The sequence below is a fragment of the Rubellimicrobium sp. CFH 75288 genome (assembly GCF_009904055.1).
Lineage (GTDB): Bacteria > Pseudomonadota > Alphaproteobacteria > Rhodobacterales > Rhodobacteraceae > Rubellimicrobium.
Window position 1 is genome coordinate 167,700 of the sequence record NZ_WYDP01000008.1, and the last position, 26,035, is coordinate 193,734.

At 70.0% G+C, this 26,035-nt stretch carries 26 protein-coding genes; 7 read left to right on the forward strand and 19 right to left on the reverse strand.

Going from position 1 to position 26,035, the window contains the following annotated elements; translation table 11 throughout:
• Window positions 1-6: 6 nt before the first annotated feature.
• The 11 genes from GT358_RS09235 to GT358_RS09285 form a co-directional block, all read right to left on the reverse strand.
• Window positions 7-384: a metalloregulator ArsR/SmtB family transcription factor gene (locus GT358_RS09235; protein ID WP_166582321.1), complete on the reverse strand. Its 378-nt coding sequence runs from the start codon at window positions 382-384 to the stop codon at window positions 7-9.
• Between the two features lie 23 nt (window positions 385-407).
• A complete protein-coding gene (locus GT358_RS09240) occupies window positions 408-1,301 on the reverse strand; it encodes an MBL fold metallo-hydrolase (RefSeq protein WP_166582322.1) in 894 nt (297 codons plus the stop codon).
• Entirely contained in the window at window positions 1,298-3,070 is a 1,773-nt protein-coding gene (locus tag GT358_RS09245) for a SulP family inorganic anion transporter (RefSeq protein WP_166582323.1), read from the reverse strand. Before GT358_RS09245 ends, GT358_RS09240 begins: the two co-directional genes overlap by 4 nt.
• Window positions 3,067-3,426: a TIGR01244 family sulfur transferase gene (locus tag GT358_RS09250; RefSeq protein ID WP_166582324.1), complete on the reverse strand. Its 360-nt coding sequence runs from the start codon at window positions 3,424-3,426 to the stop codon at window positions 3,067-3,069. The genes GT358_RS09245 and GT358_RS09250 overlap by 4 nt, the downstream gene beginning before the upstream one ends.
• Before the next feature lie 45 nt (window positions 3,427-3,471).
• Window positions 3,472-3,915, reverse strand: a complete 444-nt coding sequence (locus GT358_RS09255) for a DUF6691 family protein (RefSeq protein ID WP_166582325.1) — start codon at window positions 3,913-3,915, stop codon at window positions 3,472-3,474.
• 10 nt (window positions 3,916-3,925) lie between these two features.
• Window positions 3,926-4,354, reverse strand: a complete 429-nt coding sequence (locus tag GT358_RS09260) for a YeeE/YedE family protein (protein ID WP_243730801.1) — start codon at window positions 4,352-4,354, stop codon at window positions 3,926-3,928.
• Between the two features lie 101 nt (window positions 4,355-4,455).
• A complete protein-coding gene (locus tag GT358_RS09265) occupies window positions 4,456-5,181 on the reverse strand; it encodes an MBL fold metallo-hydrolase (RefSeq protein WP_166582327.1) in 726 nt (241 codons plus the stop codon).
• Window positions 5,181-6,221, reverse strand: a complete 1,041-nt coding sequence (locus GT358_RS09270) for an ABC transporter ATP-binding protein (protein ID WP_166582328.1) — start codon at window positions 6,219-6,221, stop codon at window positions 5,181-5,183. The genes GT358_RS09265 and GT358_RS09270 overlap by 1 nt, the downstream gene beginning before the upstream one ends.
• Window positions 6,218-6,988, reverse strand: coding sequence for an ABC transporter permease (locus GT358_RS09275; protein ID WP_166582329.1), 771 nt, complete (start codon window positions 6,986-6,988; stop codon window positions 6,218-6,220). The genes GT358_RS09270 and GT358_RS09275 overlap by 4 nt, the downstream gene beginning before the upstream one ends.
• Entirely contained in the window at window positions 6,988-7,827 is an 840-nt protein-coding gene (locus tag GT358_RS09280; RefSeq protein WP_166582330.1) for an ABC transporter permease, read from the reverse strand. The genes GT358_RS09275 and GT358_RS09280 overlap by 1 nt, the downstream gene beginning before the upstream one ends.
• The gene (locus GT358_RS09285; protein WP_243730802.1) at window positions 7,824-8,870 is read right to left on the reverse strand and encodes an extracellular solute-binding protein; all 1,047 of its coding nucleotides are present in this window, start codon (window positions 8,868-8,870) and stop codon (window positions 7,824-7,826) included. Before GT358_RS09285 ends, GT358_RS09280 begins: the two co-directional genes overlap by 4 nt.
• Window positions 8,871-9,019: 149 nt before the next feature.
• Here GT358_RS09285 and GT358_RS09290 point away from each other — a divergent pair, with 149 nt between their 5' ends.
• Window positions 9,020-9,592: a TetR/AcrR family transcriptional regulator gene (locus tag GT358_RS09290; RefSeq protein WP_256371818.1), complete on the forward strand. Its 573-nt coding sequence runs from the start codon at window positions 9,020-9,022 to the stop codon at window positions 9,590-9,592.
• On the forward strand, window positions 9,589-10,569 hold the full coding sequence (gene speB / locus GT358_RS09295) for an agmatinase (protein WP_166582331.1): 981 nt from the start codon (window positions 9,589-9,591) through the stop codon (window positions 10,567-10,569). The genes GT358_RS09290 and speB overlap by 4 nt, the downstream gene beginning before the upstream one ends.
• A gap of 89 nt (window positions 10,570-10,658) precedes the next feature.
• Here speB and GT358_RS09300 read toward each other — a convergent pair whose 3' ends face one another.
• The 3 genes from GT358_RS09300 to GT358_RS09310 are packed head-to-tail and all read right to left on the reverse strand — an operon-like array spanning window position 10,659 to window position 14,043.
• On the reverse strand, window positions 10,659-10,982 hold the full coding sequence (locus GT358_RS09300) for a hypothetical protein (RefSeq protein ID WP_166582332.1): 324 nt from the start codon (window positions 10,980-10,982) through the stop codon (window positions 10,659-10,661).
• Window positions 10,979-13,462: a cytochrome c oxidase subunit I gene (gene ctaD, locus GT358_RS09305; protein WP_166582333.1), complete on the reverse strand. Its 2,484-nt coding sequence runs from the start codon at window positions 13,460-13,462 to the stop codon at window positions 10,979-10,981. The genes GT358_RS09300 and ctaD overlap by 4 nt, the downstream gene beginning before the upstream one ends.
• Window positions 13,459-14,043: a cytochrome c oxidase subunit II gene (locus GT358_RS09310; RefSeq protein ID WP_243730817.1), complete on the reverse strand. Its 585-nt coding sequence runs from the start codon at window positions 14,041-14,043 to the stop codon at window positions 13,459-13,461. Before GT358_RS09310 ends, ctaD begins: the two co-directional genes overlap by 4 nt.
• Before the next feature lie 111 nt (window positions 14,044-14,154).
• Between GT358_RS09310 and GT358_RS09315 the strand changes: the two genes are divergently transcribed.
• Window positions 14,155-14,673, forward strand: coding sequence for a DUF2231 domain-containing protein (locus tag GT358_RS09315; RefSeq protein ID WP_166582335.1), 519 nt, complete (start codon window positions 14,155-14,157; stop codon window positions 14,671-14,673).
• Here the strand turns inward: GT358_RS09315 and GT358_RS09320 are convergent.
• The 3 genes from GT358_RS09320 to GT358_RS09330 form a co-directional block, all read right to left on the reverse strand.
• Window positions 14,640-15,164, reverse strand: a complete 525-nt coding sequence (locus tag GT358_RS09320; protein WP_166582336.1) for a CopD family protein — start codon at window positions 15,162-15,164, stop codon at window positions 14,640-14,642. The two genes, GT358_RS09315 and GT358_RS09320, sit on opposite strands and share 34 nt — an antisense overlap.
• Window positions 15,158-15,865 carry a cytochrome c oxidase assembly protein gene (locus tag GT358_RS09325; RefSeq protein WP_166582337.1) on the reverse strand — a complete coding sequence of 236 codons (708 nt, stop codon included), beginning with the start codon at window positions 15,863-15,865 and terminating at the stop codon, window positions 15,158-15,160. The genes GT358_RS09320 and GT358_RS09325 overlap by 7 nt, the downstream gene beginning before the upstream one ends.
• Before the next feature lie 150 nt (window positions 15,866-16,015).
• On the reverse strand, window positions 16,016-16,942 hold the full coding sequence (locus tag GT358_RS09330) for a sugar kinase (protein WP_166582338.1): 927 nt from the start codon (window positions 16,940-16,942) through the stop codon (window positions 16,016-16,018).
• 158 nt (window positions 16,943-17,100) lie between these two features.
• On the opposite strand from GT358_RS09330, the gene GT358_RS09335 reads away from it, so the two are divergent.
• A complete protein-coding gene (locus GT358_RS09335; protein WP_371416254.1) occupies window positions 17,101-20,316 on the forward strand; it encodes a DEAD/DEAH box helicase in 3,216 nt (1,071 codons plus the stop codon).
• Between the two features lie 10 nt (window positions 20,317-20,326).
• Here the strand turns inward: GT358_RS09335 and GT358_RS09340 are convergent, their stop codons facing one another.
• Window positions 20,327-21,346 (reverse strand): UDP-glucuronic acid decarboxylase family protein, encoded by a 1,020-nt coding sequence (locus GT358_RS09340; RefSeq protein ID WP_166582339.1) that lies wholly within the window; start codon window positions 21,344-21,346, stop codon window positions 20,327-20,329.
• A gap of 256 nt (window positions 21,347-21,602) precedes the next feature.
• On the reverse strand, window positions 21,603-22,526 hold the full coding sequence (locus tag GT358_RS09345) for a zinc-binding dehydrogenase (protein WP_243730804.1): 924 nt from the start codon (window positions 22,524-22,526) through the stop codon (window positions 21,603-21,605).
• 244 nt (window positions 22,527-22,770) lie between these two features.
• Between GT358_RS09345 and GT358_RS09350 the strand changes: the two genes are divergently transcribed.
• Genes GT358_RS09350 through GT358_RS09360 form a run of 3 tightly spaced genes read left to right on the forward strand, consistent with a single transcriptional unit; the run spans window position 22,771 to window position 26,035 of the window.
• Entirely contained in the window at window positions 22,771-23,877 is a 1,107-nt protein-coding gene (locus tag GT358_RS09350) for an NAD(P)-dependent oxidoreductase (protein WP_166582340.1), read from the forward strand.
• 2 nt (window positions 23,878-23,879) lie between these two features.
• On the forward strand, window positions 23,880-24,944 hold the full coding sequence (locus GT358_RS09355) for an NAD-dependent epimerase/dehydratase family protein (protein WP_166582508.1): 1,065 nt from the start codon (window positions 23,880-23,882) through the stop codon (window positions 24,942-24,944).
• A complete protein-coding gene (locus GT358_RS09360) occupies window positions 24,941-26,035 on the forward strand; it encodes a glycosyltransferase family 4 protein (protein WP_166582341.1) in 1,095 nt (364 codons plus the stop codon). Before GT358_RS09355 ends, GT358_RS09360 begins: the two co-directional genes overlap by 4 nt.

Genomic DNA, 26,035 nt, shown 5'->3' on the forward strand with positions numbered 1-26,035 from the left:
CGCGCCTCAGCGGCCGCCTTTGGATGCCCCTGTCGGGGCACCGCAGAACAGGTCGTAGAGAAGCCGGACGATCCGCTCCACCCGATCGTCGGCCAGGCGGTAGAGCACGACCCGTCCCTCGCGGCGCGCCTCGACCAGCCCCTCGTGGCGCAGCCGTGCGAGCTGCTGGGACACCGCCGGTTGCCGGGCGCCCAGCGCATCCTCGAGGTCGCTCACCGACCGCTCCCCGTCGGCGAGGCGGCAGAGGATCATCAGCCGCCCCTCGTGGGCCAGGCTCTTGAGGAAGGCCGCCGCCTCGGCCGCGTTGGCCGCCATGGCGTCCGGACTGGCCTCGACGCAGGAGGGCCTGTCCTGTCCGGGATCGTCGATCGCATGGAACGCCATGGCTGCCTCGCGGGTGGAGCGTGTCAGAAGCGGTCGAGCGGGATCTTGAGGTAGCGGTGTCCGTCGTCCTCGGGCTCGGGCAGGCGCCCGCCCCGCAGGTTCACCTGCAGCGCATGCAGCATCCGGTCCGGCAGCGGCAAGGTGGCATCCCGCGCTTCGCGCAGGCGCACGAACTCCTCCTCGGAGACGTCGCCCCCGATATGCTTGTTGCGTTCGCGCTGCTCCTTCACGGTGCTCTCCCAGGCGGGCTCGTCGCGGGAATCGGTGCCGTAATCATGGCCCACGAACAAGCGGGTGTCGTCCGGCAACTCCAGAAGCGCCTGCAACGAGCGGAAGAGCGTACGGGCGTCCCCGCCGGGGAAGTCCGCCCGCGTCGTGCCCGCATCGGGCTGCATGAAGGTGTCGTGCACGAAGGCCGCATCGCCCACGACATAGGTGATCGAGCCCAGCGTGTGCCCCGGCGAGAACATCACGCGGATCTCCAGATCGCCGAGCGGCAGCGTGTCGCCCTCCGACAGCAGCCGGTCGAAGTCGCGATCCACGTCGAAGGCATCGGGCAGGTTGTAGAACCGGCTCCACAGTTCGGCGATCTCCCGCACCTTGGCGCCGATGGCGGTCGGTGCGCCCGTCTGCTCCTTCAGCCAGGCTTGGGCCATCAGGTGGTCGGCATGGGGATGGGTGTCCAGGATCCAGACCAGCTCGGCTCCTTCCTCCTTCAGCCGCGCCAGCGCCCATTCCGCGCTGCGGGTGGAGGTTCGGGCATTGCGGTGATCGAAGTCCAGGACGGTGTCGATCAGCGCGGCCTTCTTGGTGGCCTCGTCGATGACGATGTACTGGATCGACCCCGTATCGGGCTCGTAGGCTCCGATCACCTTGGGGCTGCCGGGGCCGCGCGACGGGCTGGTCCGGTTCTTCATGACGGTTCTCCTCTGGTCATGGGAATGGGGGAATCGGCCTCCTGATCGGCACGCGCGCCGCTCAGGCTGCGGATGGCGTCGTAGTGGGACAGGAACACGCGCCCCGACAGGTGATCGAGCAGGCTGGACCGCCGCAGCCGGTCCATGACGGGCCCCTTCACCTCCGACAGGTGCAGCGTGATGCCGGCCAGTCCCAGACGGCGGTTGATCTCCTCCAGCGTCTCCAGGCCGCTGAAGTCGATCTCGTTGACGGCCGAGCACAGCAGCACGACATGCCGGATCGAAGAGCCCGCCACCCGCTCGAGCAGCCAGTCCTCCAGGAAGCGGGCATTGGCGAAGTAGAGGCTCTCGTCCACCCGGACCGACAGCACCTCGGGGTCGGTCTCGACCTCGTGCCGGCGGATGTTGCGGAAGTGCTGCGTCCCCGGCACCAGCCCGACCTCGGCGATGTGCGGCCGCGAGGTCTTGTAGAGATACAGGATCAGCGACAGGACGACTCCCGCCGTCACCCCGGTTTCCACACCCAGGCCGAGCGTGAGCACGATGGTGGAGGCGACGGCCGCGAAATCCGCGCGCGAGTAGCGCCAGGCCCGGCGCAGGATGCCGAAATCCACGAGGCTGAGGACGGCCACGATGATCGTGGCGGCCAGCGTCGCCTGCGGCAGATAGTGGATGAGCGGCGTCAGGGTCAGCGCGACCGCGAGCAGGCCCAGCGCCGTGAAGGCGCCGGCCGCCGGTGTCGCCGCCCCGGCATCGTGATTGACGACCGAGCGGGCGAACCCGCCCGTCACCGGCATGCCTCCGGTCATGGCCGCGCCGATATTGGCCGCGCCGAGGCCGACGAGTTCCTGATCGGGATCGATCCGCTCGCGCCGCCGGGCAGCCAGGGTCTGCGCGACCGAGACCGATTCGACAAAGCCGATCACGGCGATCAGGAAGGCCGGCAGCAGCAGCGCCCGCAGCAGGTCCGGCGTGAGCGGCGGCCAGGTCAGCGGCGGCAGCCCCCGCGGCACCTCGCCCACCACAGCGACGCCCTTCGCTTCGAGCCCGAGCCCCCAGGCCAGCAGCGTCGTCGCCACGACCGCCAGGACCGGCGCCGTCCGGGCGGCGATCTGCGCGGCGCGGGCAGGCACGCCCAGACGCTGGAGCAGCGGACTGACGCCCGAGCGGGTCCAGACGAGAAAGGCCAGCGCGCCGACCCCGACGGCGAGCGTCCAGAGGTTGGTCTCGCCCAGATGCCGCAGCAGCGAGCCCAGCAGCTCCGGGAGGGTCTCGCCGCCGCCCGGCACGCCGAGGATGTGGCGCACCTGACCGAGCGCGATCAGGAGGCCCGACGCGGTGATGAAGCCCGCAATGACCGGATGGGACAGGAAGTTGGCCAGAAAGCCCAGCCGCAGGATGCCCATGATCACGAGCATGAGCCCCGAAAGCAGCGCCAGGGTCAGCGCGACGGCGGTCGGGGGAAGTCCCGTCTGCGCGGCGACCGGCCCGACCGCGGCGGCCGTCATCAGCGCGATGACGGCGACCGGACCGACGGCCAGACTCCGGCTGGTGCCGAAGATGGCATAGAGGACGATCGGCAGCACCGAGGCATAGAGCCCCGTCTCCGGCGGCAGCCCCGCGAGCATGGCATAGGCCAGCGATTGCGGCACGAGCATGATCGTGACGATCACCGCCGCGAGCAGGTCGCTGCCCAGCGCCTGCCGGTCGTATTGCGCGCCCCACTGCAGGATCGGCAGGAAACGCGACAGGCGCCCGATGCGCGTCATGATGGCGTGCGCTCCGTTCCGTCGGGGCGTTGCGCCGCCATCGCGGCGAGCTTGCGCGCCCGCCCGCCGCTCCGGCAGAAGGCGAAGACGGGCCCCGGCATCTCCCGCAGCGCGGCGGCAAAGGCGCGGGCATCGTCCTCCGTCTCCGCGCCCGGCCGGACGGGGATGTGGCATGTGGCGATTCTGTGCCGGGCGGCCTCGGCCGCGATGGCCGCAAAGGGCGGCTGGCCCGGCTCCTCGCCGTCGGGCCGGTTGCAGATGATCGCGCGCACGCCCCGCGCGGCGAGGGCCGCCACCTCCTCCGGGGCGATCTGGCCGCCGAAGGTCAGGGTCTCAGGTCCGGTCCGTCCGGTCATGGACATGGTCTCCGCTCCGCATCTCCGAGGGGTCAGGGTCGGCCGTCAGGCCGTGCCCAGCCGCAGGCTGCTCAGCGCCAGCCGCCGCGCGACGATCATGCCGGCCAGCATCGCGCCCACAAAGGCGACCGCCGCCGTGCTGCCCGTGCCGAGGGCGACAAAGGCCGGACCCGGGCACAAGCCGACGAGGCCCCAGCCCAGTCCGAAGATCGCAGGGCCCACGATCACCGGCCATTCCACCCGGGTCTTGTGCGGCAGATGGAACTCCGTCGCCAGGACGGGCCGCGGGCGCCGCAGGACCAGGCGGTAGCCGATCGCCGTCACGATCACGGCCGCGCCGAGCACGAAGGCGAGGCTGGCATCCCACATGCCGGTGGCGATCCCGGCAAGATCGAGGAAGTTGAGCACCTTGGCCGGGTCCGACATGCCGGCCACGATCAGGCCGAGGCCGAACAGAAGGCCGATTCCGAACTGCAGGACGATCCGCATCCCTTTCTCCTCAGATCAGGTGGCGCGACACGAAGACGGTCAGCACCGCCACGGCCATGAAGGTGCCCACGGCGACAAAGGACCGGACGGAGAGGCGCGACAGACCGCAGACCCCGTGGCCCGAGGTGCAGCCCGCGCCCCAGACGGAGCCGAACCCGACAAGAAGCCCGCCGATGACCACCGTCAGCGGCGCGGCCTCCACCCGCACGGGCGGCCAGGACCCCGTCGTCGCCAGCACCAGCGCCGGCGAGACGATCAGGCCCAGGACGAAGGCCACCCGCCCCAGGCTCTCGTCGTCCAGATAGGGCGGGAACATCCGCACCGCGATTCCGCTGATGCCGGCGATCCGGCCGAACAGTGCCATCAGCAGCACCGAGGCCAGGCCGATCATGGCTCCGCCGATCAGGGCATTCAAAGGGGTGAACTCGGTCGGTATCAACGGCATGCTCCTTCTTTCCGGGCGTTCCCAGCGCGACGTGATGTATCTATATAGGAATGTTTGAATGTGTCAAGGGCGGATCTGCCCCGCCGCCGCAGCGCTCATCCGTCGTGCCGTGCCAGCCATTCCGCGATGATCGCCCGGTGACGCGCGCCGTCATAGCTGGGGAAATGGCCCCCATGGACGACCCGGACCGGCAGCGTGAGCAGCCGCTCCATCGACCGCCGGTAATCCCGCGCATCCGCGTGATAGGTGTCCTCGATCAGGGGGCCGTCATAGACGATGTCGCCCGAGAACAGGATGCCGGTCTCCGCCTCCCACAGCGCGATGCCTCCCGGCGAATGGCCCGGCGTATGGATCACCTCCAGCCGCCGGTCGCCCAGATCGAGCACATCCCCGTCCGCCAGAAGGCGCGTGGCCGGCGCGCCGCGGACGGCATAGGTCTCCGACCGGTAGGGCTCGGGCGGAAGCCGCTCGAAGATCTCGTCCGTCACATAGGGATCGGCGAGCGTCGCCGCCCGCGTGGGCGCGGCCAGGATGGCAGCTTCGGCGGGGTGCACGGCCCGGTCCTCGAACTCGTGATGCGCGCCGATATGGTCGAAATGAGTGTGCGAGGCCACCGCCGTCAGCGGCCTCTCGGTCACGAGCGACACCCACCGCCGCAGCGGCACCACCCCCATGCCGCTGTCGATCAGCAGGTCGCGGTCGCGCCCGCGCACATGCCACATGTTGCAGCGGAAGAAGGGCCTGATCCACGGCTCCTCGATCAGGGTCACCCCGTCGCCCCGGCTCTCCAGCCGGTACCATTCCTCGGGCCGCGCCCGCATCAGGCCGCCTCCGCCGCGGCGGGGAACACGGTGACCTCCGCCGGATCGACCGACAGGCGCAACCGCTCGCCCGGCGCCGCATGGGGCGGAAGCTGCGCCACCAGCCGCAGGTCCGGTGCGCGCTCGGGCACCAGATGGACCCGCCAGTGCGTGCCCAGGAAGGCGGCGCCGTCGAGCCGCGCCTCGCCCAGATCGCAGGGGCCGCCGCGCCCCAGCGCCTCGGGCCGCAGGCACAGGACCGCCTCGCCCTCGCCCGGGGGCGCCACCGGAAGGGTGCCCAGCGGCGTCTGCACGGCCCCGCCCGCAGCCCGCGCGGGAACGCGGTTCATCTCGCCCATGAAGCCTGCCGCGAACAGGGTCCGGGGGCGGCGATAGATGCGATCCGGCGTGCCCTCGTCCTCGATCCGGCCGGCCCGCATCACCACGATGCGGTCGGCGATCGCCATGGCCTCCTCCTGATCGTGGGTCACATGGACGAAGGTGGTCCCCACCCGCCGCTGGATCGCCTTCAGCTCGTCCTGCATGGCCCGCCGGAGCTTGAGGTCCAGCGCGCCCAGGGGCTCGTCGAGCAGCAGCACGTCCGGCTCCACCGCCAGCGCGCGGGCCAGCGCCACCCGCTGGCGCTGGCCGCCCGAGACTTCGTGCGGCCGCTTGGCGCCCGCATGTTCCAGCCCCACCAGGGCGAGCTGCCGGTCCGCCCGTGCGTGCCGCTCCGCCCGGCCCATGCCGGCCATGCGCAGGCCGAAGGCGACGTTGTCGCGCAGGGTCATGTGCGGAAAGAGGGCATAATCCTGAAAGACGGTCGTGGTCGGCCGCCGCGCCGGGGGCAGACGCGTCACGTCGCGCCCGCCGATCAGCACCCGGCCTTCCGCGGGACTCGCAAACCCGCCCAGGATCGACAGGAGCGTGGTCTTGCCGCAGCCCGACGGGCCCAGAAGGACCACATACTCCCCTGCCCCGATCTCGAGCGAGACGCCGTGCAGGACGGTCTGCGGGCCGTAGCGATGGACCACCCTCTCGATCGTCACCGATGCCGTCACCGTCGCCTCCGCGCAAGGACTAGGATCTCCAGAAGCACCACCACCGCCACCGAGACCAGGAAGACGAGGCTCCCGGCCGCGTTCAGCCGTGGCGAGAGGCCCGAACGCAGCAGGCTCCAGATCTCCACCGGCAGCGTGACCTCGAACCGGGTGAGCAGAAAGGCGATGATGAACTCGTCCCAGGAGAGGGTGGCCGACAGGAAGAAGGCCGCCGCCAAGGGCGCAGCCAGCATGGGCAGCGTGACGAGGCCGATCACCTGCGCCTCCGAGGCACCCAGATCGCGCGCCGCACGCTCGGCGCTGCGCTGCTGGTCGCCCATCGCCGCGTAGAGGATGGCAAAGCAGAGCGGCAGGTTGATGACCACATGCCCGATCCCGGCCGTCCAGAGCGACAGCGGCAGGCCCAGGCGGTTGACCAGCAGCAGAAGCCCCAGCCCCACGATCAGGGTGGAGACCGCGATCGGCGCGATGAGCACCGCACGGATCAGCGCGGACCCCGGAAGGGCATGGCGGGCGAGGCCGTAGGCGGCGAGAAAGCCCAGCGCGCAGGCCACCAGGGACGAGCCCGCCGCAACGGCCACCGAATGGCCCAGCGCCGCCATCAGCCGCCGGTCTCCCAGGACATCGGCATACCAGCGCAGCGAGAAGCCCTGAAAGGGCGGCACCGGCAGCCGGCCGTCCTGGAACGAGAACAGCACGAGCGCGCCAACGGGCAGCAGGATGAAGGCGTAGAGCAGCGCCAGATAGAGCCAGGACAGCGCGCGCATCACACCCGGTCGATCCTCAGCCAGCGCGACGAGAGAAGATAGGCCAGCGCGACGAGCCCCATCAGCACCAGCGCGAGCGCCGAGGCGAGCGGGAAGTCCGCCCGCCGGCCAAGCTGGACCATGATGACCTGCGGCAGGGTCAGTTCGTTGTTGCCGCCCAGGATCTGCGGCGTGACGTAATCCCCGATGCAGAGGACAAAGGTGAGAAACGCCCCCGTCACGATGCCGGGCAGCGTCAGCGGCAGGATGACATGGACAAAGGTCCGCAGCCGCGACGCCCCCAGATCGGCCGCCGCCCGCGCATAGTTCGGAGGCAGTTGCCGCAGGCTGGCATAGATCGTCAGCGTCAGCAGCATCGTGAAGAAGTGGACGAACCCCGTCACCGTCGCCAGGCGTGTGTTGGCGAGCGTCACGGGCTCCTGCACGATCCCGAGCCCCAGCAGCGCCTGATTGACGATGCCCTGCCGCGACAGGACCAGAAGCCACGAATAGGATCGCACCACATAGGAGGTCCAGAACGGCAGCAGCGCCAGAAGGAGCGCGAGGCGTTGCCAGCGTTCGGGCACGCGGAACGCGATGATCGCGGCCAGCGGATAGGCCAGCAGGACCGAGATCACCGTGACCGTCAGCGTGATCTCGAGCGAGACGACCACCGCGCGCGCGATGTGCGGCTGGGCGAGCTGCGCGTAGTTGTCCCAGTGAACGCCCCAGATCAGTTCTCGCCCGTCCAGCCGCGCCAGACTCATCGCCGCCATGACGGCGAAGGGCACGACGAAGAAGGCCGTCGTCCAGAGCAGGGCCGGGGCGACCAAGCCCCAGCCCCTCGCGCGGTCGCTCATCGCTGGAGCATCTCGAGCCAGAGGTCCTGCATGGCCGCATCCAGCGCGGCATCCGGCGCCGGGTAGAGCTGCGCGCGCGCCAGATAGCCGTCCTGCTCGTCCCAGCGCAGCGCCGCGCGCTGCTCCTCGGTCAGATGCTCGCCCGCCATGCGGTTGGCGGGCATCCCCCAGTAGCAGGACGACGTGGCCAGCCGCGCCTGCCCCTCGGGACTGACCACGTACCGGACGAATTCCAGCGCCGCCTCGGGATTGCGGCTGTCGGCCAGCACGCCAATGCTCTGGGTCCAGAGCACGGCCCCCTCGTCGGGAATCGTCCAGGTCAGTTCCGGCTGCTCGGCCGACAGCGCGGCCGTCAGCCATTCGCCCCCGCCCACCACCACGTCCACCTCGCCCGTGGCCAGCGCCGTCTGCGAGGCGACCACCTCGCCCACGCTGGCCGACTGTTCGCGCAGCGCGAACAGCACCTCGCGGATCGCGGGCAGGTCGTCCGCGGTCAGCGTCTGGGTGTCGAGCCCCAGATGCACCGCCGCCAGCCCGATCACGGGCAGGTAATAGTCGTAGATCGCGATGCGCCCCCGGTATTCCTCGTCCAGCAGCGCGCCCAGACCCGCCTGCATGTCGGCCGGATCGACGCGGGCCGCGTTGAACGACAGGGTGTTGTAGCCCCATTTCTCCGTCACGGCATAGGTGACGCCGTCGCGCGTCGTGCTGGCCTCCATCACCACTTCGGGGAAGAAGTCGCCGACGGGCAGATCCCCTTCCGGCAGGGGCGCCATGAGCCCGGCCTCCACCACGCGCGGCACGTCGATCCCGTCGATCACCAGCACGTCCCAGTCGCCCGGCCGCGACTGCTCGAGCAGCGCCAGAGCCGCCCCCGTGCCCTCGTATTCGCGCAGGTTGACGCGGATGCCCGTCGCCTCCTCGAACGGGGCGAGGAACTCGGGATCGGTATGGTCGCACCAGACCAGCGCATTGATCGTCTGGGCCGAGGCCGGAGCCGCCGCCAGGGCGAGGATGGCGGCCGAGGCGCGAAGCATCGTCATTGCGGAAAACCCCCTGTCGTCTGTGGCAAGGCGCCGTTTGACTCCAGAAGCTGAATAGGTTCAGATTTGAAGTCAACGCCAAAAAACCCGGAGGACATGCCCTGACCGGCCTGCGCGAGCGCCAGAAGGCGGACCGCCACCGCCGCATCCTGTCGGCCGCGGTCGCCCGCTTCCGGCGCGACGGGTTCCACGCCGCCCGGATGGAGGATCTCGCCGGCGACGCCGAGGTGTCGGTCGGCACGCTCTACAACTACTACGGCACCAAGGGCGATCTGCTCATGGCCACCGTCGCCATGGAGGTGGAGGAGGTCCTTGCCCGCGGCGAGGCGGTGATCGCCGATCCGCCCGATTCGGCCGAGGAGGCGCTGCTGCGCCTGACATGGACCTATTACGACCATTCGCTCGAATGGCTGTCCAAGGAGATGTGGCGCGCCGCCATCGCGCTGTCGGTGCAGGAACCGCATACCCCGAACGGCCGCCGCTACGCGGAACTGGACGCGCGGCTGGCCGGACAGGTGGGCCGCCTGCTCGCCCGCTTGCAGGAGCGCGGCCGCCTTCACCCTGCCCTGCCCCCCGCGGTCGTGGGGCAGGTGCTGTTCAACAACCTCAACGCCATGTTCATCGACTTCGTGCGCGACGACGCGATGGACCTCGACACGCTGAAGGCCCGCGTGGCCCGGCAGACCCGGCCCCTCGCCCGGATGATGGAGACCGTCCGATGACCTGCTTCAACCAGCCGCTCGGCGGCAACGACATGCCCCGCTTCGGCGGCCCCGCCACCTTCATGCGCCTGCCCGCCCAGGCGACGGCGGAGGGTCTCGATGCCTGCTTCGTGGGCATTCCCATGGACATCGGCACCTCCAACCGCCCCGGCACCCGTCTGGGGCCCCGCGCCATCCGGGACGAATCGCGCATGATCCGGCCCTTCAACATGGCCACCGGCGCCGCGCCCTTCGAACATCTCCAGGTGGCCGACATCGGCGACGTCGCCATCAACACCTTCGACCTCAAGAAAAGCTGCGAGATCATCACCGCCGCCTTCGCGGAGATCCTGTCGCACCGGGCGATCCCGCTGACCATGGGGGGCGACCACACGCTCACCTGGCCGGTGCTCCGCGCCATCCGCGACCGGCACGGCCCCGTCGCCCTTGTCCATGTGGACGCCCATGCCGACATCAACGACACGATGTTCGGCGAGCGCGAGGCCCACGGCACCCCCTTCCGCCGCGCCTGGGAGGACGGCTGCCTGCTGAACGACCGCGTGGTGCAGATCGGCCTGCGCGGGTCTGGCTACGCGCCCGGCGACTTCGCCTGGGGGCGCGAGCGGGGCTGGAGCGTCGTGACGGCCGAGGAGATCGCGGGCCGCGACCTCCGCCGCCTCATGGAACAGGTGCGCGCGCTGATCGGCGACGCGCCCTGCTACCTCTCCTTCGACATCGACAGCCTTTCCCCCGGCCTCGCCCCCGGCACCGGCACGCAGGAGATCGGCGGACTCGCGGACTGGCAGGCGCTCCAGATCGTGCGCGGGCTCGCGGGCGTGAACCTCGTGGGATGCGACCTCGTGGAGGTGTCGCCCCCCTTCGACACGACGGGGACGACCGCGCTGACGGCTGCCAACCTCCTCTACGAGATGCTCTGCATCCTGCCCGGCGTGCCGCAGAACCCCCCTGCCCCGCTTCACGACTTCGATCTGGGCTGAGGGGTCGTTTACCGCATCTTAAGGATTGTGTGGCATGAAGGGACCAGCGGCGCCGAATCGGGCCGCCCGGCGGGATGGGCTCCGCCGGCTCAATAGCAGATGGATGTGGTCGCCACGGGGACCAGGGACCACACGGCCGCCACCAGGGCCACCACGGCCAGCGTGACGCTGACGAAGCGCATCGTCGGCTCGGGCGACGCCCAGCGCTCGGCCCTCAGCATGGCCAGCATCGCGACCTGCACCGCGATGACCAGCAGCCAGGCCCCGACCAGCGCCATGCGCGCCACGGTCAGGCCCTCCACCTCCGCCTCGAACCAGTGGCGCGAGCAGATGAAGCCCTGAAGCCCGTAGACCGCGCTGAACGCCGCGAGCCAGAACGTCATGGGGACGGAGATGCGCAGGATCTCGGTCATGCGAACGCTCCCGGCAACCAGGCCGCACCCAGCCCGATGGCGGCCACGACCAGCAGATAATCGGCCCAGATCTGGCCGACCCGGACGGGCCCCCGCCGGCGCGGCCCCAGAAAGCCCAGCCAGCCGCGGGCTGCCAGAAACAGCGCCATCAGGACCGCCAGCGCGGCATGGAGCAGGACATAGCCCGCGATGACCCACAGGGTGGCATCATAGGCATGCGCCGTGAAGTCGGGCCGCGCCACCATGACCGAGATGGCCGCCGCACCCACCGCGCCCGCCCCCAGCGCCGCCAGGATCAGCCAGCCGATGGCCGACCCTCCCTGTTCCAGGGCCCGGGCCGCCAGCCGGAACGCGGCCACGGCCACGAGCCCCCCGACCGCGGCCAGCACGGCGGCGACGGGATCGGGCGCCAGATAGGAGGGCGGCGGCCAGTTGGGCGCGACGGTCCACAGGAAGGCATAGCCGAACAGGAGCGAGCCGAACAGCGTCGCATCGGCCAGGAGCAGGAACACCGATCCCCACCAGCCCGGCGGGTCCTCCGCTTCCTCCGCCGGAATGAGCGAGACCCCCCGCCCCACATCCATCGGCCCGCGATCCCGGTCCGCGCCCGTGGTCCAGACCCACCGCACCCCGAGCGCCACGATACCCAGGATCGAGAGCGGGATCAGCCAGTAGGCTTTGAGCAGCATCCCGAGGAAGATGCCCCCGGTCACCGCCGACAGCGCAAAGGGCAGCGCCGAGTTGTCCGGAAAGGTCACCAGATAGGCGGGCCGCCCCGACGCCGTCTCGACGCACAGCGTCTCCCGTCTTCCTCGCGACGGATCGCCCAGGAAGCCCTCGCCCTTGGCGAGTCCGACGCCGAGCCTCGGCTCCTTCAGAAGCGGGTCACGCTCCGAGACGGAGGGCAGGCTGGCAAAGGTATAGGCCGGCGGCGGCGTGGGCATCGCCCATTCGAGCGTCCCGGCTCCCCAGGGATTGCGGACCCCGCGCGTGGCCACCACCGCGTTCACGATGATGTCCACCAGGACCAGGCCGAAGCCGATCGTCGCCACGAACCCGCCGATGGAGGAGATGAGGTTGACGAGCTCCCAGCCCTGCCCCGAGTCGAAGGTATAGATCCGCCGCCGCATTCCCAGCAGGCCGACCCAGTGCAGGGCGAGGAACGTGACGTGGAAGCCCAGGAAGATCAGCCAGAACGCCGCCTCGCCCAGCTTGAAGAAGCGCTTGCGACCCGTCACGTGCGGCAGCCAGTAGTAGAGCGCGGCCATCATCGGGAACACGAAGCCCCCGACCAGCACGTAGTGCAGATGCGCCACGATGAAGTAGGTGTCATGGACCTGCGCATCGAACGGCACGATCGCGACCATCACCCCGGTCAGCCCGCCGATGACGAAGGTGACGAAGAAGCCCAGGATCCACAGCATCGGCAGCCGCAACTGGGGCTGGCCCTTCCACAGGGTTCCGATCCAGGCGAAGACCTGCACCGCCGTGGGCACCGCCACCAGCGTGGAGGCCGCCGAGAAGAAGGCCACGCCCATGTGCGGGATGCCGGTGACGTACATGTGGTGCACCCAGAGCCCGAAGCTCAGCACCCCCAGCGCGATCGCCGCCGCGACAACCCAGCCGTAGCCGAGCAGCGTCGTGCGTGCCATGACCGGCAGGATGGTGGAGATGACGCCCGCAGCCGGAAGGAAGATGATGTAGACCTCGGGATGCCCGAACAGCCAGAACAGGTGCTGCCAGAGCAGCGAATCGCCACCGTGCTCCACTTGGAAGAACGGCATCCCGAACGCCCGCTCGAGTTCCAAGAGGATCGAGCCGAGGATGAGCGGCGGAAACCCGGTCAGGATCATCACCACGGTGACGAGCAGATACCAGGCCAGGACCGGCATCCGGGTCAGCGACATGCCGGGCGCCCGGTAGCGCAGCACGGTGACGGTGATCTCCACGGCGGCCGCGATCGCCGAGATCTCGACGAAGGTGATCCCGAGCAGCCAGAAGTCCGAGTTGATGCCGGGCTGGCCCAGCGTGGAGGAGAGCGGCGGATAGAGGAACCATCCGCTGTCCGGCGCGATCCCCACCAGCAGCGAGAAGAGCAGCATCGAGCCGCCGAAGACATAGCACCAGTAGCCGAAGGCGGTGAGCCGGGGATAGGCCAGGTCGCGCGTCCCCAGGAGCTTGGGCAGCAGGTAGATCGCCACGCCCTCGATCAGCGGGATGGCGAACAGGAACATCATGATCGTGCCATGCATGGTGAAGATCTGGTTGTAGATCTCCGGCCCCACGAAGGCCGAGCGCGGCGTGGCGAGCTGCGCCCGGATCAGCATGGCGAGGATGCCGCCCACCAGGAAGAAGAACACCGACGTCACGATGAACATCCGGCCGACATCGTTGTGGTTCACGGTCGTGAACCAGCCCCGGAAGCCGGGGTCGGACGCCCAGATGCGGGACAGCGCCCGGTGGCGGCGCAGCGCGTTCATTCGTCCATCCCCTCGCCGTTCAGGAATGCCGTCCAGTCAGCGGCCGGATGGGCGACGACCAGGAAGCGGCGATTGCGATAGCCGGGCCCGCTGAACTCCGAACTCACGCCGTGATACTCGCCCGGCTCGTCGGCCTCGATCCGCAGCACGTTGACGTGCCCCGGAATGGCGTCCAGCTTGCCGGCAAGCCTCGGCACCCAGAAGGCGTGAATCACGTCCGTGGTGGTGATCTCGACATCCACGGGGCGGCCTGCCGGGATATGGAGGACGTTCCACGTCTCGCGGCCGGGGGCGTCGGCATAGGTGAACCGCCAGGTCCACTGGCTCGCCTCGGCGCCGACGGTCACCAGATCGGGATGGGGCTTGGGCGCAAGCCTCTCGCCCACGACAAGACCATAGGCCAGAAGGGCCGCAAGGACCGTCAGCGGAAAGGCAAGACCAAGCCCCATGATCCAGAGGCGCTCCCGTCCCGAATCATGGGCAGGGCCTATCGGAGCACTCCGCTGCCGGAAGGCGGCCGCCAGAAGGATCATGACGAACAGGAAGATCAGCGTGGAGCCGACCAGGAGGACCCACCACATGACGGCCACCACCGCCGCGGCCGGACCGGCGGGATGCACGGTGCTCAGCGTGTCCACGCAACCGGCCAGGACGACCGGCGTTATCCCCAGCAGGACAAGGAGGCGAACCCGATGCCGCAGCAGATGGTGCAGGAGCAGGACGAGACCCTGATCGACCCGATCAGCGAAGACCCCGCCCGCGAGGACACGGAGTCCAAGGTGGCGATCTGGGGGCACCCGATCCATGCCATGAGCGTGGCCTTTCCCGTGGCACTGACCTTCTGCGTCTTCGGTGCCGATGCGCTCTACTGGTGGACCGGCGATCCGTTCTGGGCGCGCGCTGGCGTATGGGCGGCGGGCACGGCCTTCCTGTTCGGTCTGGCCGCAGGCGTGTCCGGCACGGTCGAGCTGCTCTGGGTGCCCGGCATCCGTGCCCATGCCGCCTCCTGGACGCACTTCGCCATTGCGGTCGTTCTGCTGGCCGTGCTCGGTCTCAACTGGGGCTGGCGGCTGGGCGGCTACGAGACCGCGGTCCTGCCCTGGGGCATCCTGATCTCGGCCTTCAGCGTGATCATGGTCATCGCGACGGGATGGCATGGCGGCAAGCTCGTCTTCGACTATCGCCTGGGGACATCGAAGGGCAGTGCCTGACCCCTCGGCTCCGACAGCCAGGCCGGCATCGGCACGTCCTCGATCACCGGCTTGGCCAGGACAAAGAACAGGATGCCGATGATCGGCACCATGAGGATGAAGGACGGCAGCACCGGAGATGGCGGCTCGTGCCGCCCCTTCACCTCGGCCACGTGAACGAGGATGTAGCCCACCCAGGTGTGGAACGCGACCAGCCCCGCCACGAAGATCAGCTTGCCGAACATCCAGAGCGTGTAGAGTTCCCGCAGGAAGATCAGGGCGATGCCGGAGACCACCGCCACCGCCGCCGCCGGCGTGATGGCGAGCGTGTAGCCGTAATGGGTGGCGCGCCGGATCCGCGAATAGTCGGCCTGTCCGATGGCCGGGTCGTGCCGCGCCAGCATGAAGGGCAGCGCGAACAGTCCGCCGACCCAGACCGCCAGGGAGGCGATGTGGATGGCCTTGAAATGCGGAATGAGGGCGACGAGCCATTCCCCCAGCGTTGTCAGCATGCCGAACGCGCCTCCAGCTCCTGCCAGCGGTGACGGACGGCCAAGCCCCCGAAGACGGCGAGGGGAATGCCGGCGGGCATCCACATGAGCAGGCCGCCGAGCTGCTGATCGGCGAGCGGCGAGAGGCCCCACATCAGGGGTGCGCTGACGTGGACCTCGTACAGGGCCTGCGGAGCGAAGGTCAGCACGGCGCCGAGCATCCCCATCTGAACAAAGGTTCCCGGGATCAGCAGCAGCGAGGAGCCTGAACCGGAGGCCAGCAGCGCCCGCCACATCAGCACCGAGGGGACGAGCAGCGTGAGCTGCATCGCCCAGTAGGCCGCCACGTTGGACAGGGCGAGGTCGTAGGCGGCGGGCCAGTGCCACAGCCAGAGCGCGGTTGCCGACACCACGAACCATGGCGAGGCGGACGCAGGACCCCTTGCCGGTCTGGCTAGCGCGATCAACGGCGCCGCGACCGCGATCAGGAGCACGTGATGAACCACACGGGCCGAGAACAGGGCCGAGGACAGCGCGCAGAGCGGCGAGACAAAGGCCACGAGGAGCACGGCGATGGCCGCCACACCCGACCGGGACCGGCCGATCCACCAGGCCAAGAGAGCCAGCCCGACGAGAAGCACGGGATCAAGGTTCCATCGCAGCCAGATCCCCGCCGGATCAGGTGCGGGGCCGCAATAGATGCGATCGAGGAAATCGCCCACCGGTCCACCTCCGTCCCGCCGCTCTCCCGCGGCTTCTCGGGTCGAAGTCTAGTGCTTCTTCTCCAGACCGCCACCTCCTGCGCGGCTCCTCCGTCCTTTCTGCTGCCAGGCGTGGCACGAAACCGCGATCGCGCCGCGCGTTGCGGGGGCTCAGCGGCCGTCCTGCCGCGGGATGATGGCGCCGGGATGCATGACGATCCGGCGTGCCAGATCGTGGCCGGCCGTTGCGGCCTCGGGCACCGTGCGGCCGAGAAGGCGGGCAGCGAGATAGCCCGCGTTGAAGCCGTCCCCCGCGGCAGTCGTGTCCACCACCCGCTCGGCGGCCGGCCACTCCCCCGGCGGCAGCGCGCACCCGTCCCAGAGGATCGGGCCCCGCCCGCCGTCCTTGAGCGCCACCTCGCTTACGCCGCACCGCGACAGGCGCGCGAAGAGGTCCGGCGGTTCCTCCCCCGGATGCAGCCGGGCCTCGTCGTCGCGCGACGGCAGGGCGATGCCGGCGACGGCCCAAGCGGCGGCGAAGGCGGCACGGGCGGCCTCGCGGCTGTCCCACAGATGGGGGCGGTAGTTGCTGTCGAAGGCGACCCGCCCGCCGGCCGCCCGGATCTCCGCGCACCAGCGCAGGAGCCGCGTCCGGGCCGGGGCGGGCAGGATCGCCAGCGTGATCCCGGAGAAATAGACGAGATCGAACCGCCCCGCCCGATCCAGATCGAGGCCACCCGGCTCCAGCATGGCCCGCGCCGCCGATTCGCTGCGCCAGTAGTGGAAGCTGCGTTCCCCGCGCTCGTCGAGGCTGATCGCGTAGATGCCCGGCAGCCGCCTGTCCAGCCGGGCGAGCAGGGATGCGTCCAGCCCCTCCTCCTCCATGACATGCTCCATGTGGCGGGAGAAAGGATCCCGACCCACGGCCGAGAGAAACGCCACCTCCGCCCGGTCGCCCAGAAGGCGCTTGAGATACACGGCCGTGTTGAACACGTCCCCCGCCACGCCGAGCCTGATCGTTCCGGCGAGGGGGTCATGCCCCGAGAGTTCGATCATCGCTTCGCCGATGCAGGCCACGCGCAACGCGGTCGGTGTCATGGCGGCTCCCTCCGTGTGCAGCCTTCCGCCACCTGCAGCCAGACAGACGGGCGGCGCAACCCCTCGGCCGCGGTCGGACCTGCCGGCGCATACCGCGGGCCGCGCGGGAACCGCCTCGGGCCGGAGCCGTTTGGCCGGGCCTTCATGGAGAGGTCACGGTGAACGAGGATGTCCCCGCCGCCTTCGAGGCGGTCCGGCTCTGGCGGTCGATCCGCAACGCGGCCGCCGTCCTGCACCTTGCGGCCAGCGAGAGCCGGGCGCATGCGATCGCGCGCATCCTGCGGACCTTCGAGCCTGGATGGGAGGTGCTCGAACTGCCGCCGTGGGACTGCCTTCCGTTTGACTGGGTGTCGCCGTCGGTCGCCACGATGGGTCGCCGCATGGCCGTCCTGGCACGGCTCGCCGAGCCTGCCGAGGGCCCGAGACTTGTGGTCACCAGTCCGCTCGGCCTTCTCCAGCGTCTGCCGCCCGTCGGCGCAGCCCGCCACCTGACTCTGTGCACGGGCGAGCCGCTCGACCCGGAGCGGCTGCGCGAAACCGCCGCCTCCCTGGGATACCGGATCGATGACCGGGTGGACGAGCCGGGCGAGATCGCCCTGCGCGGCGGCGCCATCGACGTCTTTCCGTCGGCCAGCGACGAGCCGATGCGGATCGAGATCGAGCATGGCGCCATTGCCGCCATCCGGCGCTACGACGCGGCCACCCAGCTGTCGATCGGCGAGGACGAGGGAATTCTTGTGCTCTCTCCGGCCACGGAACTGCCCGAGCCGCCGGATGCCGGCCAGCGCGGCGCGGAGCATCGGATGGCCGAAGCATGGCCCGCCCTCGCGACCCTCGTGGATCACCTGGGGCCCTGCCGGGTGACGGTGGGAATCGGCGGGGAGGACGCGGTTCAGGCTGCTCTGGACGCCATCGACGACGCGTTGGCCGAGCGGCGGCGCGAACGCGAGGGACAGCCGCCCGCCCCTTCTGCCCCGCTCTATCTCGACCGCGCCTGGTGGGATGCCCTGCAGCGGGAGCCTCTCGAGGCCGAGGGGTATTCCCCCCTTCCGCCCCTGGCCGAGGCGCGCCGTCCCCGCGCCGCGCTCTCCGCCTTTCTGCGGGAGCAGAGCGGCATGGGACGCCGGATCGTCCTGACCGCGCCAACCGCGCGACTGGCCGAGCAGATGGCCAGACGGGCAATCGACGCTCCAGCGGACGGCGTCGCCGCGCCCCTGGCCTGGAGCGAGGCCGCCACAGCCCCGGGGGGACGCCCGGTTCTCACCCTGGCGTCGCTCGACCGCGGCTTCGTGGATGAACGCGACGGGCTGACGGTTCTGACGGCGCAGGACCTCCTTGGCAGCCGCGCCGCCACGGACGACGCACGGCGCAGCGACCTGCCCTGGGCATGGGAAGCGGCCGAACTTCACCTGGGCGATATCGTGGTGCACGAGGAGCACGGCGTGGCCTGCCTGGAGGGGCTAGAGCGGGTTCCCGATCTCGCGGGTGGCGAGGCCATCCGGCTGCGCTTTGCGGGGGGTGCGGCGCTGCTGGTGCCCGCGGGCGAGGCAGGCGCCATCTGGCGCTATGGGGGCCCCGATTCCGGCGTCCCGCTCGACAGCCTGGGGAGCCGCAACTGGAGCCGGCGTCGCAAGAAGATGGATGCCGCGCTGGCCGCGGCAGCCCGGACCATCCTTGCTGCCGCAGCCGAGCGGGCCGCACGCTCGGCGCGCAAGTTCCACCCGGACCGTGCGCGTTACGAGCGGCTGTGTCGTCGCTTTCCCTTCAGCCTCACGCCCGATCAGTCGGCCGCGATCCGGGACGTCCTGCGCGATCTGTCCTCCGGTCGGCCCATGGATCGCGTGGTCATCGGCGATGTGGGCTATGGCAAGACCGAGGTGGCCATCCGCGCCGCCGGAGCCGTGGCGCTCGCCAGCGGACAGGTGGCTCTGATCGCGCCCACGACCGTCCTGGCGCGGCAGCATTTCGAGACCGTGCGGCGCCGGTTCGCCGGGCTGGGCGTCGAGGTGGCGCACCTGTCCCGTCTTGTCCCGCTCCGGGAGGCGAAGAAGGTCCGTCAGGGGCTTGCCGACGGTTCCATCCGGATCGTGGTCGGCACCCATGCGGTGCTGGGCCGCGCCGTGCGGTTCGACGACCTCGCTCTCGTCATCGTGGACGAGGAGCAGCGTCTCGGCGCCGCCCAGAAGCGCCGGCTTCGCGACACCGTCCGGGGGGTGCATGTCCTCGCCATGTCGGCCACGCCGATCCCCAAGACGCTCCAGAGCGCCCTGACCGGGCTGCAGGACCTGTCCGTGATCGCAACCGCACCTGCACGGCGGCGACCCATCCGCACGGTGCTAGGGGTGGATCGCGACGACACCGTGCGCTCGGCCCTGCGACGGGAGGCGCGTCGGGGCGGGCAGAGTTTCGTCGTCATCCCCCGGGTGGAGGACGCCGCCGCGACCGCGGAGAGGTTGCAGCGCCTGGTCCCCGAACTGACCGTGGTGGTCGCACACGGCGGCATGGCGCCGCGGGACATCGACACGGCCATGGTAGCCTTTGCCGAGGGCCGCGGCGACGTGCTGCTTGCCACCTCCATCATCGAAAGCGGGCTGGACGTGCCGCGGGCGAACACGATGGTGGTGCTGCGGCCGGAGCTGTTCGGCCTGGCGCAGTTGCACCAGTTGCGCGGCCGGGTCGGCCGGGGGGCTGCGCAGGCGTTCTGCTACCTCCTGCCCGCAGAGACCGACTCCCTCGACGAGGGCGCGCTCAGGCGGCTGGAGACGCTCCAGACCCTCGACCGTCTGGGGGCTGGGATGGCGATCAGCGCGCGCGACCTGGACCTGCGGGGTGCGGGCGAGATCGGAGGTCTGCGGCAGTCGGGCCACGCCGCCCTCCTGGGCCTGCCGCTGATGCAGGAATTGCTGGCCGCGGCGTTGCGCGCGGCGCGAGGCGAGCCGTCCGGCCTGCAGGAGGTGGACTATCTCGGCGCCGAGGGGGGCACGCTGCCCGACGAGTACATCCCCGAGGCGGCCCAGCGCCTCAACGTCTATGTCCGTCTCGCCCGCGCGCGGGACCCTGCGGATGCCAGACGGCTGGCCGAGGAGGTGATCGACCGGTTCGGGACGCCCTCGCCCGAGGCGGAGAGACTTCTGCGCATCGCGCTGGCCAAGGCGACGGCCCGGCAGCTCGGGATCACGCGGATCTCGGCAGGTCCCGAGGCCATCGCCTTCGACTTTGCCGATGCCGAGGCCCAGAAGGAGCGGATCGAGGATGCGCTCTCCGCCCTGCCCGACCTCGCCTGGACCGGCCAGCGCCTTGTCTGGCATCGGGCCGAGGCGGACGGCGCAGCGCGCGAGCGTCTCGTCCTCGATCTGCTCGACGAACTGGCCTGAGCCCCGGCGGTCAGCTGGCCTGCACGGCGGCGGCCGCCGGCCGGAACAGCTCCGACCGGAAATGGGCAATCGTCTGCGACAGACCGGCCGCCAAGGGAACTTTCGGCTCCCAGCCAAGGGCTTGCATCGCACGGCTGATGTCAGGCCGCCGCTGGCGTGGATCGTCCTGCGGGAGGGCCCGATGGACCACGCGCGAGGTGGAGCCGGTCATGTCGAGAACCAGCCGGGCCAGATCGCGGACCGTGAACTCGACCGGGTTGCCGAGGTTGACGGGGTCTCGCACCTCCGAGCGCATCAGGCGGAGAAGCCCGTCCACAAGGTCGTCGACATAGCAGAAGGACCGCGTCTGCGAGCCGTCGCCGTAGATCGTGATGTCCTCTCCCGTCAGCGCCTGCACGACGAAATTCGAGACCACCCGGCCGTCCTCGGGGCTCATCCGCGGGCCGTAGGTGTTGAAGATGCGGGCCACCCGCACGTCGGCCCCGAGCCGCCCGTATTCGTAGCACAGCGTCTCGGCGGCACGCTTGCCTTCATCGTAGCAGGCCCGCGGACCCCAGACGTTGACAGCACCCCGATAGCTCTCGGCCTGCGGGGATTGCTCGGGATCGCCATAGACTTCGGACGTGGAGGCGAACAGGAAGCGAGCCTCCCGGGACCGGGCAAGATCGAGAAGATGACGCGTTCCGTCGATACAGGTCCGGAAGGTGTGGATCGGGTCGCGCTGGTATTGCGGGGGCGAGGCGGCGCAGGCGAGGTTCCACACTTCATCCAGCGGCCCGTCGAGCACGACCGGCTCGATGATGTCGTGCCGCAGGACGCTGAAGTGCGGATCGCGCATCAGATGCGCCACATTGCCCAGCCGGCCTGTCTGGAGATTGTCGAGGCAGACGACGAGATGCCCGGCTGCAAGCAGGCGTTCGCACAGATGCGAACCTACGAACCCCGCCCCACCGGCCACGAGAATGCGTCGAGCCGTCCCGGAGGGTGCGGACGGAACGAGGTCGGCAAAGGGTCGTGCGGTCCGGGACATTCGATCACCTTGACTGGTCAGAGTGGCGGGTGCGTCCCGCTCGCCAAGCGGAGGGACTTGTTCGAGAACCGGGCAGCACACCAGGGAACATGAAGGGACACCTAGATCACCTCACCTCGTGTCAACCTTCTGGTTGAAGAACCAGACGGCCTCGGGCGGCTTCGGCAGAGGCCTGACGCGGAAACGTCCTCTTGCCGGTCAACGGTGCTGCCTGCCTGCTCATCGGCACGACCGGCACCGGTACACCCGCCGGTTCTCAGGCGCATCGGACCCAAGCCTTGACAAACCCCTCGGGCCGGTCGCGCGCGGTGTCGAGCGCGCGGTTCAGCTCCTCGAGCGGGAACGCGTGCGTGAGCAGCGGCCGGGGGTCGAGCGTGCCGGCTTCGACCGCTTCCACCGCTGCACGGAGCCCTGCGAGGTGGCGCGCCGGGTCGCGTTCGTGCGCGTTGATGACGTCGATTCCCCGCCAGTTCCAGTTCTGCATGTTGACCTGCCGGGGGCCGTCCTGGTGGTAGCCAGCGATCACCAGCCGGCCGCCCTCGGCCACGATCTCGCCCGCGAGATCGAGGGGCCATTGCTGACCGACCGCCTCGATCACGACGTCGCAGAAGCGGCCCTCGGTGAGGCGGCGCACCTGTTCGATGATGGCCCAGTGATCGATCATCGGGATCGTCTCGGTTGCGCCGAAGCTGCGGGCCAGATCCAGCGAACTCTGCCGACGCGAGATGGCGACGACCCGGGCCCCCGCATCGGCCGCCAGACGGACAAGCGCGGCACCGATGAACCCCGCGCCGATCACCGCCACCGTCAGCCCCGGCCCGATGCCGGACCGCCGGAAGACGTTCATCGCGCAGCCGAACGCCTCTCCCGGAAAGGGCCTGCCCTCGAGCGCCCGGGGGAGCGGCACCACGCGCGCTGCGGGCACGATCTCATGGGTCGCATAGGATCTCTGACCCAGCGTGGCCACACGGGTGCCGACGGACAGACCGACCACACCCGTCCCGATCGCCTCGATCGTCCCCCAGCCCTCGTGACCCAGCCCGCCGGGCTCGGTCGGGTAGCGCATCCATTCGGGACCGGCCCAGGGTTCGAGATTGGACGCGCACACTCCGCATCCGTCCAGCTTCACGAGCACCTCGCCGGCGCCCGGTTCGGGGCGCGGCAGCGTCACGATCTGCATGGATCCGGGCCCGGTGATCTGTGCCGCCCGCATCTCCTCTCGCGAGGATGCTCGCGGGCTGGACACGGGACCGGGCGCCTGATGCATCATGAACTCCGCCAAGGGGTGCCGCCAAACGCCTCACGGGGCTGCCGGTTCCCGGCAGTGCGAACGCTGCGGATGATCTTCTTCGACCACAGGGAACAGGATGCCGGCGGCGGCGTTGGAGGCGCAGTCGGCGCGCGACCGCCGAGACGGGGGACGGATGACGAAAATCCTTGTGACCGGCGGGTGCGGCTTCATCGGCCGTCATGTCGCCGACGAACTTCTGGCCAGCGGCTACGAGGTTGTTCTCTACGATTCGCTCATCGATCAGGTTCACACGGACGGCCCGAAGAACCTGCCCGAGGGCGCAGAGGTCCGGCGCGGCGACGTGCGCGACGCCGAGGCGCTGCGCAGCGCTTTGGCGGGTTGCGAAGGGGTCATCCACCTTGCCGCCGAGGTGGGCGTCGGACAATCCATGTACGAGATCGCGCGCTATGTGGGGGCCAATGACCTCGGCACCGCCGTGCTGCTCGAGGCCGTACTGCAACAGCCTGTCCGCCGTCTGGTCGTGGCCTCCTCGATGAGCATCTACGGCGAGGGCTATTACCGCCGGGCGGACGGTTCGCTGGACGAGACGGTGCGCCGGCGGGCTGACGATCTGCGCGCCGGCCGCTGGAATCCCGTCGATGCCGAGGGGCAGCCACTGGCGCCCTGCCCGACCGACGAGCGCAAGCGCCCGGACCTCGCGTCGATCTATGCCCTGACCAAGTACGCGCAGGAGCGCGAGGTCATGATCTTCGGCGAAGCCTACGAGACGGAGACGGTCGCGCTGCGGCTGTTCAACGTGTTCGGCGCGGGACAGGCGCTATCGAACCCCTATACCGGGGTGCTGGCCAACTTCGCCTCGCGTCTCGCCTCCGGGTCCCCGCCCACCATCTTCGAGGATGGCGAGCAGAAGCGCGACTTCGTCCATGTGCGCGATGTCGCACGCGCGTTCCGTCTCGCCTACGAACAGGCGGACGCCGCGGGTGGCGTGTTCAACATCGGCTCGGGGCGGTCGTACAGCATCGCGGAAGTGGCGCGGCTGCTGGCCCAGGCCATGGGCCTCGAGCATCTCGAGCCCGAGATCCTCGGGAAGTACCGGGCCGGAGACATCCGCAACTGCTTTGCCGACATCGGCCTGGCCCGTGAGATCCTGGGCTTCGAGCCGCAGCACCGGCTGGAGGACTCGCTGGGCGAGTTCGTCGCCTGGGTCCGCGGTCAGACGGTCGTCGATCGGGGCGCGCAGATGCGGCAGGAACTGGAGGCCCGGAGGCTCGTGTCGTGACGATGCCGCACGAGCCCGTTCTCGTGACCGGGGGCGCCGGGTTCGTCGGCAGCAACCTGGCGGATGCGCTGCTGTCGGATGGCCGTGCCGTCATCGTGTTCGACAACCTGTCGCGGCCAGGGGTCTCGACCAACCTCGACTGGCTGCGCAGCCGCCACCCCGAGCGGCTGACGGCGGTGATCGGCGACCTGCGTGACGCCGACGCGGTGGCACAGGCCGTCGGCATGGCGGGCGCCGTGATCCACCTGGCGGCCCAGACGGCGGTGACGACCAGCCTCATCGATCCCGTGGCCGATTTCGAGGTCAACGCACGCGGCACGCTCAACCTCCTCGAGGCGGTACGGCAATCGGGCCGGCCGATGCCGTTCCTCTTCGCCTCCACCAACAAGGTCTATGGCGCACTGTCGGATCTGGACATGGACGCCGCGAACGGCCGCCACCTTCCGCGGGACCCGGAAGTGAGGCTGCGCGGCATCGACGAGACCCGTCCTCTCGACTTCTGCACGCCCTACGGCTGCTCCAAGGGGGTCGCTGACCAGTATGTTCTGGACTACGCCAGATCCTTCGGCGTCCCGGCCGCCGTTCTGCGCATGAGCTGCATCTACGGGCCGCGCCAGTTCGGCACCGAGGATCAGGGCTGGGTCGCGCACTTCCTGATCCGCATCCTGTCGGGCGAGGACATCACCATCTTCGGTGACGGGCGGCAGGTGCGGGACATCCTCCACGTGGCCGACGCCGTCGCCGCCTACCGCATGGTGCTCGACCGGATCGAGGACCTTTCCGGCCGCGCGTTCAACCTCGGCGGGGGGGTCGGCAATGCGGTCAGTCTCATGGACGTGATCGACACGATCCGCGAGATCTCCAACCAGCAGCCTGCCATCCGCTTCGCCGACTGGCGGCCGGGAGACCAGCCGTGGTTTGTCGCCGATACCTCGGCCATCGAGAAGGCGACCGATTGGAAGCCGCGCATCGGCTGGCAGGACGGCTTGCGCGACCTGGCGGCCTGGCTGCGGGAGAACCGGGTGTTCCCCGCGGGCCGGGCCGAGCCGCAGCGTCGTCCCGCATGATCCGCATCCTGATGACGCTCGACGCCGTGGGCGGCGTGTGGCGCTACGCGATCGATCTGGCGGCGGCGCTTCGGCACGAGGGGGTGGAGACGGCATTTCTCGGCTTCGGTCCGCCGCCCAGCCCTTCCCAGAGGCGCGAAGCCGATGCGGTCGGACCCCTGACCTGGGCCCGATCGGGGGACCTCGACTGGCTGGCCCCGGATCCCGCCGCCCTGCGACCCGTAGCAGACGTCGTGGCGCAGGAGGCGCAACGCTGCGGCGCCGATCTTCTGCACCTCAACCTGCCGTCGCAGGCCGCCGATCTGGACGGCGGGTGGCCGGTGGTGGTCGTCTCGCATTCCTGCGTGGCGACGTGGTTCCGGGCGGTGCGAGGAACAGGACTGCCAGCCGCGTGGCAATGGCAGATGGATCTGACGCGGCGCGGCCTGATGCGGGCCGATCTGATCGTGGCACCCTCCCGCGCCCATGCAGGAGCCCTGGAGCGGTGTTACGACGGCCTGCGCAGACTGGTCGCCATCCACAATGCCGTGGGAGCCCTCGATCTTGGAGCACGGCAGGAGCCCATCGTCGTCGCAGCCGGCCGCTGGTGGGATGACGGCAAGGGCGGGGCCTGGCTGGATGCCGCAGCGGCCCGCACCGAGTGGCCGATCCATCTTGTCGGTCCCCTCGACGGACCCAACGGCGCTGCGTTCAGACCACGGCATGCGGTGGCGGCAGGTCCGTGCTCTCACGCCGACACACTCCGCCGGATGGGGTCGTCCCGCCTGTTTGTCTCGCCGTCCCTGTACGAACCCTTCGGGCTCGCTGTCGCCGAGGCCGCCATGTTGGGGCTGCCGCTGATCCTGTCGGACCTGCCGGTGTTCCGCGAACTCTGGGACGATGCAGCGTGGTTCGTCCCGGTGAACGACCCGGAGGCTCTTGCGCAGGCGATCAACCGGCTTGCTGCCGACCCGTCAATGCAGGAGCGGCTCGGCCGATCCGCCCGCAAGCGCGCTCTCGGGCTGAGTGTCCGACGAACCGCCCAAGCCATGGCGGCCGAGTACCGGGCGGTACTCGGAAGCCGGCGACACCCGGTTGCAAGGGAGGCATGA

Coding starts and splice junctions, on each gene's coding strand:
- GT358_RS09235 (WP_166582321.1), bottom strand. CDS start 384: ATGGCGTTCCATGCGATCGACGATCCCGGACAGGACAGGCCCTCCTGC.
- GT358_RS09240 (WP_166582322.1), bottom strand. CDS start 1,301: ATGAAGAACCGGACCAGCCCGTCGCGCGGCCCCGGCAGCCCCAAGGTG.
- GT358_RS09245 (WP_166582323.1), bottom strand. CDS start 3,070: ATGACGCGCATCGGGCGCCTGTCGCGTTTCCTGCCGATCCTGCAGTGG.
- GT358_RS09250 (WP_166582324.1), bottom strand. CDS start 3,426: ATGACCGGACGGACCGGACCTGAGACCCTGACCTTCGGCGGCCAGATC.
- GT358_RS09255 (WP_166582325.1), bottom strand. CDS start 3,915: ATGCGGATCGTCCTGCAGTTCGGAATCGGCCTTCTGTTCGGCCTCGGC.
- GT358_RS09265 (WP_166582327.1), bottom strand. CDS start 5,181: ATGCGGGCGCGGCCCGAGGAATGGTACCGGCTGGAGAGCCGGGGCGAC.
- GT358_RS09275 (WP_166582329.1), bottom strand. CDS start 6,988: ATGCGCGCGCTGTCCTGGCTCTATCTGGCGCTGCTCTACGCCTTCATC.
- GT358_RS09280 (WP_166582330.1), bottom strand. CDS start 7,827: ATGAGCGACCGCGCGAGGGGCTGGGGCTTGGTCGCCCCGGCCCTGCTC.
- GT358_RS09285 (WP_243730802.1), bottom strand. CDS start 8,870: ATGACGATGCTTCGCGCCTCGGCCGCCATCCTCGCCCTGGCGGCGGCT.
- speB (WP_166582331.1), top strand. CDS start 9,589: ATGACCTGCTTCAACCAGCCGCTCGGCGGCAACGACATGCCCCGCTTC.
- GT358_RS09300 (WP_166582332.1), bottom strand. CDS start 10,982: ATGACCGAGATCCTGCGCATCTCCGTCCCCATGACGTTCTGGCTCGCG.
- ctaD (WP_166582333.1), bottom strand. CDS start 13,462: ATGAACGCGCTGCGCCGCCACCGGGCGCTGTCCCGCATCTGGGCGTCC.
- GT358_RS09310 (WP_243730817.1), bottom strand. CDS start 14,043: ATGTGGTGGGTCCTCCTGGTCGGCTCCACGCTGATCTTCCTGTTCGTC.
- GT358_RS09315 (WP_166582335.1), top strand. CDS start 14,155: ATGCCGCAGCAGATGGTGCAGGAGCAGGACGAGACCCTGATCGACCCG.
- GT358_RS09320 (WP_166582336.1), bottom strand. CDS start 15,164: ATGCTGACAACGCTGGGGGAATGGCTCGTCGCCCTCATTCCGCATTTC.
- GT358_RS09330 (WP_166582338.1), bottom strand. CDS start 16,942: ATGACACCGACCGCGTTGCGCGTGGCCTGCATCGGCGAAGCGATGATC.
- GT358_RS09340 (WP_166582339.1), bottom strand. CDS start 21,346: ATGTCCCGGACCGCACGACCCTTTGCCGACCTCGTTCCGTCCGCACCC.
- GT358_RS09345 (WP_243730804.1), bottom strand. CDS start 22,526: ATGCAGATCGTGACGCTGCCGCGCCCCGAACCGGGCGCCGGCGAGGTG.
- GT358_RS09350 (WP_166582340.1), top strand. CDS start 22,771: ATGACGAAAATCCTTGTGACCGGCGGGTGCGGCTTCATCGGCCGTCAT.
- GT358_RS09355 (WP_166582508.1), top strand. CDS start 23,880: ATGCCGCACGAGCCCGTTCTCGTGACCGGGGGCGCCGGGTTCGTCGGC.
- GT358_RS09360 (WP_166582341.1), top strand. CDS start 24,941: ATGATCCGCATCCTGATGACGCTCGACGCCGTGGGCGGCGTGTGGCGC.